The organism is Arthrobacter liuii (genome assembly GCF_014639275.1).
Taxonomy (GTDB): domain Bacteria; phylum Actinomycetota; class Actinomycetes; order Actinomycetales; family Micrococcaceae; genus Arthrobacter; species Arthrobacter liuii.
Genome location: NZ_BMFW01000037.1, coordinates 19,040 through 31,656 on the forward strand (window position 1 = coordinate 19,040; position 12,617 = coordinate 31,656).

Annotated in this window: 10 protein-coding genes and 2 pseudogenes; 5 read left to right on the forward strand and 7 right to left on the reverse strand. The window is 64.9% G+C overall.

Features of this window, described 5'->3' with window-relative positions; all coding sequences use genetic code 11:
- Nucleotides 1-64 precede the first annotated feature (64 nt).
- Nucleotides 65-1,225: a fumarylacetoacetate hydrolase family protein gene (locus IEW19_RS20660; protein ID WP_188573453.1), complete on the reverse strand. Its 1,161-nt coding sequence runs from the start codon at nucleotides 1,223-1,225 to the stop codon at nucleotides 65-67.
- Nucleotides 1,222-2,691 (reverse strand): aldehyde dehydrogenase (NADP(+)), encoded by a 1,470-nt coding sequence (locus IEW19_RS20665; protein ID WP_188573454.1) that lies wholly within the window; start codon nucleotides 2,689-2,691, stop codon nucleotides 1,222-1,224. The genes IEW19_RS20660 and IEW19_RS20665 overlap by 4 nt, the downstream gene beginning before the upstream one ends.
- Before the next feature lie 128 nt (nucleotides 2,692-2,819).
- On the opposite strand from IEW19_RS20665, the gene IEW19_RS20670 reads away from it, so the two are divergent.
- On the forward strand, nucleotides 2,820-3,575 hold the full coding sequence (locus tag IEW19_RS20670) for an IclR family transcriptional regulator (RefSeq protein WP_188573455.1): 756 nt from the start codon (nucleotides 2,820-2,822) through the stop codon (nucleotides 3,573-3,575).
- Between the two features lie 31 nt (nucleotides 3,576-3,606).
- On the opposite strand, the gene IEW19_RS20675 is transcribed toward IEW19_RS20670, so the two are convergent.
- Complete coding sequence (locus tag IEW19_RS20675) at nucleotides 3,607-4,839, reverse strand: alpha-hydroxy acid oxidase (RefSeq protein WP_229748632.1); 1,233 nt, start codon at nucleotides 4,837-4,839, stop codon at nucleotides 3,607-3,609.
- 292 nt (nucleotides 4,840-5,131) lie between these two features.
- Here IEW19_RS20675 and IEW19_RS20680 point away from each other — a divergent pair, with 292 nt between their 5' ends.
- From IEW19_RS20680 to IEW19_RS20690, 3 genes are read left to right on the forward strand one after another with little or no spacing between them, the layout of a single operon-like run.
- Nucleotides 5,132-6,613, forward strand: coding sequence for an MFS transporter (locus IEW19_RS20680; protein WP_188573456.1), 1,482 nt, complete (start codon nucleotides 5,132-5,134; stop codon nucleotides 6,611-6,613).
- 40 nt (nucleotides 6,614-6,653) lie between these two features.
- Complete coding sequence (locus IEW19_RS20685) at nucleotides 6,654-7,565, forward strand: dihydrodipicolinate synthase family protein (protein ID WP_188573457.1); 912 nt, start codon at nucleotides 6,654-6,656, stop codon at nucleotides 7,563-7,565.
- Nucleotides 7,566-7,599: 34 nt separating this feature from the next.
- The gene (locus IEW19_RS20690) at nucleotides 7,600-8,580 is read left to right on the forward strand and encodes a C-terminal binding protein (RefSeq protein ID WP_188573458.1); all 981 of its coding nucleotides are present in this window, start codon (nucleotides 7,600-7,602) and stop codon (nucleotides 8,578-8,580) included.
- A gap of 6 nt (nucleotides 8,581-8,586) precedes the next feature.
- Here the strand turns inward: IEW19_RS20690 and IEW19_RS20695 are convergent.
- Both IEW19_RS20695 and IEW19_RS20700 read right to left on the reverse strand, forming a co-directional pair.
- Nucleotides 8,587-8,747: pseudogene (locus IEW19_RS20695) on the reverse strand (sugar phosphate isomerase/epimerase); the annotation flags it as partial.
- A 201-nt stretch (nucleotides 8,748-8,948) separates the two neighbouring features.
- A complete protein-coding gene (locus IEW19_RS20700; protein WP_188573459.1) occupies nucleotides 8,949-9,827 on the reverse strand; it encodes an aldo/keto reductase in 879 nt (292 codons plus the stop codon).
- Between the two features lie 383 nt (nucleotides 9,828-10,210).
- Here IEW19_RS20700 and IEW19_RS20705 point away from each other — a divergent pair, with 383 nt between their 5' ends.
- On the forward strand, nucleotides 10,211-10,411 hold the full coding sequence (locus tag IEW19_RS20705; RefSeq protein WP_188573460.1) for a hypothetical protein: 201 nt from the start codon (nucleotides 10,211-10,213) through the stop codon (nucleotides 10,409-10,411).
- Nucleotides 10,412-10,948: 537 nt separating this feature from the next.
- Here IEW19_RS20705 and fdxA read toward each other — a convergent pair.
- On the reverse strand, nucleotides 10,949-11,269 hold the full coding sequence (gene fdxA / locus IEW19_RS20710) for a ferredoxin (RefSeq protein ID WP_188573461.1): 321 nt from the start codon (nucleotides 11,267-11,269) through the stop codon (nucleotides 10,949-10,951).
- A 5-nt stretch (nucleotides 11,270-11,274) separates the two neighbouring features.
- Nucleotides 11,275-12,273: pseudogene (locus IEW19_RS20715) on the reverse strand (aldehyde dehydrogenase family protein); the annotation flags it as partial.
- Between the last annotated feature and the right edge of the window lie 344 nt (nucleotides 12,274-12,617).

The following is a 12,617-nucleotide window of genomic DNA, read 5'->3' on the forward strand; positions in this document are numbered from 1 at the left end:
GTGAAGACGACTGCGTCTTCACCACGCGGGTGCCAGGGGGAAGTTCAACGCTCCCTGCCACTTCCTAGCTCAACCGGGAAAGGTAATTGGTGAAATCACGGATTCCATAGGTCCACGGGGCCAGCGCCTCAGTTTTTCCCGTGATGTTGATGAGCGCTCCCAGGTGTCCGCTGCGGATGGTCACAGTGTCACCTTCTTTATGGGTAAAGCCCAGGCCGGGGGCTTCGCGGTCCTGCGTGGGTGCGAAGAGGGTCCCGGTGAACAGGGCAAAACCGTCGGGATACTGATGGTGGCCGCCGAAAGCCGCGCTGATGAGCTCTTCGAAGGGCCGGCTTATGCGGGACAGGCTGTTGTTCCCTTCAAGCCGGTAGCCGTCGGCTCCTTCCACTGTGAGCGTGATGTCCTCACCCCGCAGTGTTTCCAGTGTGAAGTCCTTGTGGAAGAGGCGAATGAACGGGCCAATGGAGCAGGAAGCATTGTTGTCCTTGGCCATGCCCAGGAGCAAGGCGCTGCGGCCCTCCACGTCGCGCAGGTTGACATCATTGCCCAGGGTTGCACCGCGCACCCGGCCGCGTGCGTCGACAACGAGCACCAGCTCCGGCTCCGGGTTGTTCCAGTTCGAGAACGAGGGGATCCCGATATGCGATCCGAATCCGACACTGGAGAGGACGGGGGACTTGGTGAAGACCTCCGGGTCCGGACGCAGGCCAACCTCGAGGTACTGGGACCACATTCCCTGTGCCGTGAGGACGTCCTTGACCTGCCGTGCCTCCGGGGATCCCGGGCGGACGGAAGCGATGTCAGCACCGAGAACCGAGAGGACGGATTCGCGCACGGCTGCGGCCTGCTGGATGTCGCCCCCGCAGCGTTCCTCGATCACGCGCTCGATCATGCTGTCAACGAAGGTCACCCCGCAGGCTTTGATGACCTGGAGATCAACCGGGGCCAGGAAATGCGGCTCGGCCTGCTCTTGGGCGAGCGACGCCTCAACGAGGGGCGCGAGGTCCCATCTGGGGGAGTCCTGCGCCGCTGTGATAAGCGCGGCAGGGTCCTCAAGGTCCATGAGTTCTGAGATGGTGCGTACCTGAGGGGTGTGGTCAAAGACCTCCCGGCCCCGGATGGACACGATCCGGGGGCCGCCGGACTCAGGGTCCCAAATACGGCCTACGAGGAGTGCTTCATCGGCGTCTGCGGGCAGGATCTGGTCTCCAGTAACAATTGTCATCGTGTTTCAGCTTTCTGTCCGGCATGGTGGAGTCCGTCCACCCGCCGGGTGATGTTCCAGGGGTTGTCATCCCGGAGGGCAGGCGGAAGCTGCTCAGGGGCGAAAGAGTCGTAGGCAACCGGGCGCATGAACCGTCCGATGGCAGCGGTGCCCACTGAGGTGGTGGACGCGGCGGTGGTGGCAGGGTAGGGGCCGCCGTGTTGCTGCGCGTACGTAACGCTGACCCCTGTCGGCCAGGCGTTCCACACCAACCGCCCGCTCCGTTCCCGCAGCACCGTCAGCAGGTCATCGAGCTTTTCCTCCGGTTCACCCTGGACAGTGGCCGTCAGCTGGCCCTCGAGCAGGCCGGCCAGTTCGGTGAGGTCGCTTCCGGGACGGTACCGGATGATCAAGGTGGCGGGGCCGAACATCTCCTGCTCCAGCAGCTCCGGCTGTGCCAGCACTGCCTCCGCGGTGGTGGCCAGCACGGTGGGTCGGGGGGCATCGGCGTCGTCGCCTTTCACCAGCACGTAAACGCCCTCGGCGGACCGTACCTTCTCCAGCACCGCGTCAAAGCCCTCGCGGAGCTTCGGGCTCAGGAGCGGTGCAACGCTCTTGGATTCAAGTTCCTGCTGAAGCAGAGCCGCCACCTCGTCGATATCCTCCACCGGCGCGAACAGCAGCCCCGGCTTGGTGCAGAACTGCCCCATTCCGGCAGTGAACGACGCTGCGTACCCCGACAGGATGGCGTCGCGGCGCACGGCCCAAGCCTGCTCCGTGACGAACACGGGGTTGATGCTGCCCAGCTCACCGTAGAAGGGGATGGGGGTAGGACGGCGGCAGGCCCGGTCAAACAGCGCCCGGCCGCCTGCGGTGGAACCCGTGAAGCCAATCGCCTTGGTCAGCGGATGGTCAACCAGCGCCTCGGCGGCCTGCCGGCCCACCACGGCGGAAAACAGTCCCTGCGGCGCGCCTGCTCCAGCAAGCGCCTCCTCCACGATGGCCGCCGTCCGCAGCGCCAGCTGCAGGTGCCCTTCATGGATCTTGTGCACCACGGCGCAGCCGGCCGCCAGGGCAGAGGCAGTGTCGCCGCCCATCACGCTGAAGGCAAAGGGGAAGTTGGAGGCACCGAAAACGCCCACGACGCCGAGTGGCACGTTGACCCTGCGGAGGTCCGGCCGGGGGCCCATTCCCCAGTCCTGGTCGGCGTGGTCAATGATGGCGCCCAGGTGTTCACCGGCCTCAATTTCGCTGCGGAAGAGGCGCAGTTGGAAGACCGAGCGCTTCAGTTCGAAACGTAGCCGGCCCTCGTCCAGGTGGGTTTCCTGCTCTCCGAGGCCGACGAGTTCGTCCGCGTTGGCTTCCAGGGCGGCGGCGATGGCCTCCAGCCAGGACCCGCGGACCTGCGGTTCCACGTCCCGGGCTGCTTCGTGGGCCGCGTGTGCGGCGAGTATTTGGTTTTCGACCTGCTCTGGGGTGGTATGCATGTTGTTTCCTCCTGGAATCATCTTTAGCTCCGAATTCCCTCTTTGTCGAACAATGTGCGATATTTCGAACGGTGTGCGTAAACTGGAAGCCGCGCTAAGCCAACGCGCCCCCAACGAAAGGACTCCAAGTGCCCCGCTTGACCCCCGCCGTCGTCAGGAGCCTTGACGTCCTGGAGCTTTTCATGGACGCCCGCCATGGCCTCTCTGCACCAGAAGTGGTGCAGCGGACCGGCCTTCCGCGGACCACCGTCCACGAACTGCTCACCACCCTGACGGAGCGCAAGTACCTCCGCCGGGACGATGCCACTGCCACCTACCATCTGGGGCTGAGCGTCTTCCGGCTGGGCAACGCTTTCGCCGAACGGCTGGACCTGCATGCCGTCGGGCTGCGCGTTGCCCAGTCCGTGGGCAGGGAATGCGACGAGACAGTCCATGTTGGAATCCTGGACGGCGCGGACGTGGTGTACATCTGCAAGGTGGACAGCACCCAGTCCGTGCGAATGGTCTCGCGCATGGGCGGCCGGGTTCCGGCGAGCTGCACCGCCGTCGGTAAGGCCCTCCTGGCATACCTGCCGGATGCCGAACGCAAGCGCGTGTTCAAAAAGGGCCTTGCCAAGTTGACCCCCAAGAGCATCACCGAGCCGCACGCACTGGCCAACGTGCTGGACGAAATCCGCGCCTCCGGGCTGGCCTTCGAATCCGGCGAGTCCAACCCCGACGTTTCCTGCGTGGCCGCGCCCGTCCGGGACCACACCGGCGCGGTCGTCGCGGCCCTGAGCATCTCCGTGCCGGACATGCGCTGGAACCAGCGCCCGGTGGAGGAGTGGTCGGCGCTGGCGGCCGACGGCGCTGCCCGCTTCAGCGCTGAGCTCGGCTACCGCTGACCGCCGGGGGAACCGGGCGCGCCCTTGGCGGTCAGCCGGCCAGCGCCACATGGTCGCCCGAAATGCCGGCCGTGGACTTGACGCCCAGCAACTGCATGGACCGTACGTACTGGGAGCGCAGGATCTTCACGGCGTGGGCGGCGCCGCGCTCGCCGCCGGCCATCAGGCCGTACAGGTAGGCCCTGCCCACCATTGCCGCGTCCGCGCCAAGGCCGACGGCGGCCAGGATGTCGCTGCCGGACATGATGCCGCTGTCGATCAGCACTGTTGGCTCGGACCCCAGGGCCTCGCGGACCTTGGGTAGGATCTTCAGGATGGTGGGGGAGCGGTCCAGCTGCCGGCCTCCGTGGTTGGAGAGGACAACGCCGTCGCAACCCAGCTCGACAACCCGTTCCGCGTCCTTGACGGTCTGGATGCCCTTGACCAGGAGTTTGTGCGGCCACACATTACGCAGCCAGGCGATGTCCTCGAACGTCAGTGCGGGATCGAAGACCTGGTCCGCCACCTCCGCGGAATTGCCGCCGAAGCCCCGGAGCGAAGCGAACTCGATGGGCGGGGTGGTGAGCTTGTCGAACCACCAGGACGGGTGCAGTGCCATGTCCGCAAAGGTTTTGGGTGACAGCGTGGGCGGGATGGTGAGGCCGTCACGGAGCTCCCTGACGCGGGAACCGCCCACCTGGGTGTCCACGGTGACCATCAGCACGTCGTAGCCGCTGGTCAGGACCCGCTCCAGCAGGCCCTCGGTCTTGCTCCTGTCTTTGGCGATGTAGAGCTGGAACCAGTTGTTCCCCTCGGGCACCGCCTTGGCAAGGTCTTCCACCGTGGTGGTGCCAACTGTCGAGAGGGTGTATGGGATGTTGTTCCGGGCCGCCACCCGCGCAACGGCCTTCTCGCCGTCGTTGTGCATCATCCTGGTGTAACCGGTGGGCGCCAACACCAGCGGGAAGTCGATGGTCCGGCCAAAAAGCTTCGTGGAAGGATCCGGATCCGAGACATCGCGGAGGACTGCGGGGGAGAACTCTATGTCCCGGTAAGCCTGCCGGCACCTGGCGATGCTGATCTCCTCTTCGGCGGCGCCGTCCGTGTAGTTGAAGACAGCCTTCGGCGTGGTCTTCTGCGCCATTGCGCGAAGATCCGCGATGGTGAACGCCCGGGCAAGCCTGCGCTGCACGGGATCCATCTCGAAGCTCCGGAACTGGAGCAGTTCGCGGATCTCGGACCACTTGGGTAGTTGACGGTCCTCCATGCGGAGCACCCCTTTCATGTTCGAAATTTAGTACAAAGGTCGGCACCTGGATGCCGCTGAATTGGGCCGGTAATCGAATCAGGACGGCGCCTGATGGCTCCCGCATCGCCTCTGTTGCGGGTGCGCCCGTCCAATTTCCGGTTCAACGCTTGACGGTCCGGGAGGGTGTCCCTAGACTCCCCTTGTGTTCCCGATCACCCTACCCCAGCGGACGCGTGATCGCCACATCGACCAACGTTTGAAATATCGAACGTAACTGACTCGCAAATGACGAGACCCACAATGCAGTGGGCTTTCGAAAGGACCCCCAATGTCAGCAGTCCCCAACGCCGCTGCGCCCAGCGGCGGACGGATCGTCCTGCGCTCCGCCCAGGACGTCACAGACCTCATCAACAGCGGTGCCCTCCAGAAGGGCAAATCCTTCGCAATCACCCTCATCGCCCTGGGCGGCATCTTCCTGGACGCCTACGACTTCACCTCGGTGGCGTTCGGCCTGCCCTACATCTCCAAAGACTTCCACCTGAGCCCTGAGATGCTGGCCGTGGTGTCCGCCTCGATCATGGTGGGCGCCCTGGTGGGATCAGTCTTCGGCGGCTACTTCGTGGACAAGCTCGGCCGGTTCAAGGTGTTCATGGCCGACATGGTCTTCTTCGTCGTCGCAGCCATCGCCTGCGCCCTCGCCCCGGATGTCTGGACCCTCATCATTGCCCGCTTCATCATGGGCCTGGGCATCGGCGTCGACTTCCCCGTCGCTTTCAGCTTCCTGGCCGAATACGCCTCACGCAAGAAGAAGGGCGGCACAGTCTCCCTCTGGCAGCCCATGTGGTACGCCGCCGTCGCGTCCACCTTCGCGCTGCTGATTCCCGTGTACTTCCTCTTCCAGGGCATGCAGTGGCCGGAAAACCAGATGTGGCGCATCGTGGTGGGCTTCGGTGCCGTCCCTGCCATCCTGATCATGATCTTCCGCCAGAAGTACATGGCGGAATCCCCCTCCTGGGCGGCGCAGAACCTTGGCCTGCACGAAGCAGCCAAGATCCTCAAGCGGACCTACAACGTGGACGCCGAAGTGGCTGAGGACGCCGTGGACCCCCGTGCCGAACGCAAGCAGTTCCAGATGACCCTGACCCAGGCCTGGGGCAAGCTCGTGGGCAAGAAGTACCGCGGCCGTACTGGCCTGGCCCTCGTCATCAATGCCAGCCAGTCGATGGAGTACTACGCTGTCGGCTTCTTCGTTGGGCAGATCGTGCTCGCCATGCTGCACACCCAGAACGTCATGACCAACATCGTGTCCTCGCTCATCCTCAACCTCGCCTTCGGTGTTACCGGCGGCTTCATCGGTGCTCGCCTCTCCGGCAAGATCGGCCCGCGCAAGCTTTCACTCCTCGGGTTCTGCGGCACCTTCACCTGCATGGTCATCGCCGGTACCCTCAGCAACGTCGAAGGTGCCTGGTCCTTCATCGGCGCCCTGGTCATCGGTCTCCTGATCTTCTGCCACGCAGCAGGCCCCGGGGCCCAGGGAATGACCATGGCCACCATGTCCTACCCCACCTCCCTCCGCGGAGCCGGCACCGGCTTCACCCAGATCGGCATCCGCCTCGGAGCGATCGCCGGGCTGGTGTTCTGGCCCCTGGCTACGGCAGCCTGGGGAACCAGGGCGCTGCTGGTACTCGCCGTTGTTCCAGCCATCGCCATCGTGGTGATCCTGGTCAACAAGTGGGACCCGCACGGCCGCGACATCGACGCAGAAGACTACGAGGACACGTCAGTGGCCGCCCTCAGCGCAAACCGCTGATGCCGGTGCCCGCCACCCCTACAAACCCTGAAGGACAACCATGAGTGCCATCACTGGCGTAATGCCGGTAGCGCCCACTATTTTCGCCGACAACGAGGAACTGGACCTTGACGGCCAGCGCCGGGTCCTGGATTACCTGGTGGACGGAAAGTCCGACGCCGTCTGCATCCTGGCCAACTACTCCGAGCAGTTCTCCCTGACCGACGACGAACGCGAGCAGGTGCTCCGGACCACCATGGAGCACCTGGACGGACGGCTGCCGGTCTGCGTCACCACCAGCCACTTCAGCACGCGGATCGCCCGGGAACGCAGCCTCCGGGCCCAGGAGCTCGGCGCGGAAATGGTCATGCTCATGCCGCCGTTCTTCGGAGCCACAATGAAAGTGGACGACGAGGCCGTAGTGGAGTACTTCAAGCGCGTGGCTGACGGCCTGGAGATCGACATCATGATCCAGGACGCGCCGCTGAGCACCACCCCTCTGTCCGTGCCCCTCCTGGCCCGCATCGCCAGGGAGGTGCCGAACGTGAACTACGTCAAGATCGAGATGCCCCAGGCGGCGGACAAGCTCCGCGCCCTCGGCGCCGCAGCCGGGCCGTCGCTGCCCGGACTTTTCGACGGCGAGGAAGCCATCACGCTCATCCCGGACCTGGAAGCCGGGGCATTGGGCACGATGAGCAGCTGCATGGTGCCGGACCAGCTGGGCCAGATCGTGCGGGATTTCCACGCGGGCGAACGGGACAAGGCGATCCATGCCTGGGAAGATCTGCTTCCGTTCATCCACTTCGAGAACCGGCAGTGCGGCCTGCGCGCCACAAAAGTCCTGATGAAAGAGGGCAACATCATTGCCAGCGACAGGACCCGCCATCCGGTGGGGGAGCTGAATCCCCACACCCGTGCGCAGCTGGTGGAGTTGGCCAAGCGCCAGGACCCCCTGGTCCTCCGCTGGGCTTGAGGATCACAGGATGCAGGAAGAAGGAAGAACAGGCATGCCGCGCATACTAATCACTGACTACGAATTCGAGTCGATCAGCCAGGAGCAGGCCGTGGCGGACGCCAACGGTGTTGAGCTGGTACGGGCCAACTGCCGGACCGAGGACGACGTCCTGGAGGCTGCGGCCGATGTGGACGGGCTCATCGTCCAGTACGCCCCCATCACCGAACGTGTCCTCAAGGGCCTGCCCCGCCTGAAAGCGGTCAGCCGGTACGGGGTAGGCGTGGACACCATTGACGTCCAAGCCGCAACAGAATGTGGTGTGGTGGTGTCCAACGTGCCCGATTACGGTGTGGACGACGTCAGCGACCACGCCATTGCCCTTGCCCTGACGCTGGCCCGCGGCATCCCTGACCTGGACAGGGGAGTCCGGTCCGGGGAGAACCTGCTCGACTCGGTCAAACCGCTCCGCCGCTTCACCTCCCAGACCTTCGGCGTCATCGGACTGGGCCTGATCGGGGCGGCCACCGCGGCCAAGGCCAGGGCCCTGGGCTTCCGCGCCCTGGGCTACGATCCCCTCCACACCCCGGGGACCACCACCAAGGAAGGCATCGAGGTGGTGACCTTGGATGAGCTCCTTGCCGCCTCCGACGTCGTATCCCTGCACGTGCCGTTGAACAAGCACACCCACCACTTGATCAACGCACGCACACTGGGGCAGTTCAAGGCGGGGGCCACCATCGTGAACACCTGCCGCGGCGGGGTGGTCGATACCGAGGCCCTGGTTGATGCGCTGAAGAACGGAAGGATTCGGGCAGCAGGGCTGGACGTCTTTGAGGAAGAACCCCTTCCCCTCAACAGTGGTTTGCTGCGCTTGGACGGCGTTGTTCTGACGCCACACACCGCGTGGTATACGGAGGAATCCAGCGACGAACTGAAACGGCGGACCGCGGAAAACGTAGTGGACGCCTGCCTGGGCCGCCGGCCCCGCAACATCGTCAACCCCGAAGTCCTCGGCCTGGGCCAAGACAAGTAGGAAAGCCTAGTCCTTGCTGCTGAAGGCAGCGTCGAAGCTGGCGATTGCGGTGAGGGCACGGAAGGGAGGCTCCCAGGGAACGTCGCCGCGGCCGGCGGAGACGAAGTCCCAGCCGCGGCAGGGCCGCCCCGGGGCAGGTGGGAAGCCAGGGCGGCATTGCGTCCGGTAGCGGCCCATGATCTTCCGGTCTCCGGAGATGAGCATGGTGACGATCAAGAAGGGCGCGGCAGCGATTCCATTGATTACGGCGCTGAAGACCAGCAGGCCGATCGGGTTGCCGACGAACGCGGCGATCACGACACCCCAACTACGCCGACGCCTAGTCTAAGAGCCTTCATTGGCCTACCGTGCAGGGGTGCGGCTGTTTGTTAGGTGGAGGCCGGCCATTCGGAGCCGACGGTACGCCAGGCGTTGTCGATACTTTGCAGGGCCCCTGCTTCGAGGGGCCCCCGGCTGGCGGCTGTGATGTTTTCCTGCAGGTGGGCGAGCTTGGCGGTGCCGACAATCGCCGTGTGCACCCCGGGCGCGTATACGGTGAAGCGCAGGGCGAATTCGGCCCAGTCCATGGCGCCCGGGTCGAGATCGAGGGCCTGGAGCCTTTCCCAGTAGAGCTCCGCGTAGTTCCCGACGGGACGCTGGGGGAACCGCCAGGGCGCGTTGGCGATCGGGCGCTTGGCAATCACTCCTTGTTCGGGCCGCTGGCCGAGGACGTTTCTGAGGTTCCACTGATCGGCGATGTTGACGCTCGTTTCGATCGCACCAAACCTTCCGGACTCGACCGCGAAGGCAAGCGCCTCGTTGTCACCGCTGTAACCGGCTACACCGATCTTTCCGGCATCGACGGCCTTGTCCAGGGTGTCCTGCAGATCGCCGCGCCGCAGAATCTCGACCGGGCAGGAGTGGAGATAGAAGATGTCGAGGCGTTCGGACCCGGTCAGGCGAAGCGAGCGTTCGATGCTCTCCAGCACGCTGCCCGGTGACCAGTCCCGTTGACCGTTGATCTTCGGTCCGCCCTTGGTGGAGAGCACGAACTCGTCCCGGCGGTGGCCGAGGTGCCTCCCGACGCGCTCCTCGCTCAACCCGTAACTGGCGGCGGTGTCGACCAACGTGACACCCAGATCCAGGGCGCCGTTGAGCACTTCCGCGGCCTCCGCCTCGGTGACGTCAACCTCACCGATCTGGCCGGCACCGAGCCCCACGATCGAGACGTCCAGTCCGGTACTTCCGAATGATCTACGCTCCAGCATTCATTCGCTCCCTTATCCCGCAGCCACCTGCGCACCGGTGGTTGACGCTGTCGACCCCAATGGGTCTCTCCGAGTCCTTGCCTGGCATCGCTGCAGAAATCAAGCCCGACGGGACCATGCCGCGCCACCACAACCAACGAACACCCCGGTTCAGCTTAGACCGTGCGCTCTGCAGGAATGACTCAGGGCGGACCGCTAGCCAACGGAGGGCGCACTTTCGAGGTCGCGTGGCGGCCCAGAAGGTCGGGACTGCCCTCAGGCCCGGCGGTGACGATGGGTCTTGTCGACCGGTGCTCTTGGGTCGCAGCCGCTATTGAAACTAGGCCATCGCAGCCCGTGGCGGGGAGGCGCTGAAGATCAGGCGGCGGGCCAGACTCAGGGCGGTGTCCGTACGTAACACGATCGAGGACGGCTGCCGTGGCGTAGGCACCATTGAGGACGGGGGAGTGGAGCAGCCGGCGCGGGGCGGTGTCGGCGACGTAGAGGACGATGGGTTTGTTCTCATCTGCGGCACGTTCGGGGAATCCGACAACTTCACTGGTGATTCCGTCGGTGTAGTAGTAGCCGGGGTCCTAGGGTCTTAAGAGATGCTTAACGCCGGAACGAGAGATTCCGTCGACCGGGGAGGGGGCCGACGAACATCGGTGGGTCGTCCCATCAGTGATAGTCTGCTGGCTCAGCCGTGGGGCCAGCAGACCACAGCCAAATCAGCCGCACGCATCTTGCTCCGGCATGATTTCAAGATCTAGGCACCGTGTAGGTCGTGACTAGATGAGGCTTAGGCAGCTGTTAGAGTACGGGTTTCAGGTGTCCAGCGCTTGTCTGTCTCAGCGGCGGACAGCTGCTGTGCGATGCGAGTTTGCATTGTGAGGAGCACGAGCTTCTTGTTGCTTTGTGGTGCTTGGCCCTGTGGTCTGGCGCTTAAGACTGCGCAGCCGCCGGAGGTTCACGAGTATCAGACCGGCATTCAGTCCGATCCCAGGAATTGCACCCAATGAACCCGTTGTAGATCGCCAAGACGATGCATGCGCCGATATTGAGTCGATGCAGGCGCCGGGGCTGCGATTGGGCCGGCGACGCCAGGATGAGCGCGGATCCGATCCAACCGACGGTTTCTGTCACTAATTGCATTGTGGCTCCAGGGCGGAGGTGATCGGGTGGTCTCTGTGCAGATTTCCCAGGACGGAAGCGCCCTGTGGCGACCCAATGTCGTGGAAGAACTCCACGTTGGCGCGGACGTAGTCCGCCCACTCATCCGGCACGTCGTCGGAGTAGTAGATGGCTTCCACCGGGCACACGGGATCACACGCACCGCAGTCCACGCATTCGGACGGGTGGATGTAGAGGGAGCGTTCGCCCTCGTAAATGCAGTCCACCGGGCACTCCTGGATGCAGGCTTTGTCCTTCACATCCACGCAGGGCCGGGCGATCACGTAGGTCATGGCAGCTACACACCGGTGTAGACGGTTTTGCCCCAGGTGAAGAACTCCAGGGCGGACCTCCCTTGTTCGCGGAACGTGTTGGTGGAGGAGTCCTTGACGCCTCCGAACGGCACGTTCAGGTCAAGTCCCGCGGTAGGCCGGTTGACCTTGATGACGCCCGCCTGGGCGCGGGCGGAGAAGTCGGTTGCCAGGGCCAGAGAGTCGGTGCAGATGCCGGCGGTCAGGCCGTACCGGGAGCCGTTGATGGCGGACAGCCCTGCCTCATAGTCGGGCACTTCCAGGACGGCCACCACGGGCCCAAAGATCTCCTCGGTCACCGCCGGATCGTCGAAGGCCAGGTCCGTGAGCACGGCGGCGGGGAAGGACAGCGCCCCGGAGGAATCGCCGTCGTGCTCCCCATGCAGGAGCGTGGCGCCGCGTTCGACGGCGCCGCGCACCGCCGCCTGGTCCTGCTCGAACTGCTGCTGGCTCACCACGGCGCCCATGGCGGATTCGAGGCCGTCACCCGGCGTGTACTTGGCGGCCTCTGCCACCAGGGCTTCCAGGAACGCGGTGCGGATGCCGGGGGTGACGTAGACGCGGGATGTGGCGGTGCAGGCCTGGCCGGTGAGGCCGAAGGCGCCGGCGGCCACCACCTGGGCGGCTTTGCGGGGATCGGCGTCGTCCAGGACCAGGACGCCGTTCTTGCCGCCCATCTCCAGCTGCACCCGGGCGCGCCGGGCATTCAGGATTTCCTGCAGGCCCAGGCCCACTTTGGTGGAACCGGTGAAGGACATGCCGGCGATGCGGGGATCGCGGGCCAGGGCGTCGCTCACCACGCGGCCCTTGCCATGGACCACATTGAACACGCCGGCCGGCAGTCCGGCGTCCTGCAGGGCGCGGGCCAGGTGGGTGGCGGACAGCGGGGTGAGCTCGGCAGGCTTGATCACCACGGCGTTGCCGCTGATCAGCGCCGGCGCCGTCTTCCAGGCCGGGATGGCGATGGGGAAGTTCCAGGGGGTGACCGGACTGTGCGGGCAGTCGTCCCCATGGCACCACAGCGCAGGCGGCAAGCAGGAAAAGGTGAACTCCGAGGCTGGACAAGAATGTCCCGGACAGGTCGAGCACCGGATGCAGGACCAGCGTCAGGACGGTGACCAGCAGCATCGTTATCGACAACGGAAGCTGGAACAACACCGCCCGGCCCCTCGGGCCGAGGGCCCGGTAGTACGGATACAACGACTCAAAAAGCATGGCCTCCCCTTGTCCTTGCCCTGATCGCCTCTCACGTCGAAACCTACCCCGCGCAGCGCGCAATCAACAGCAAGGCCGGTTCAGGCACAGAGGGGTCCGGATCATGAGAGTCCCC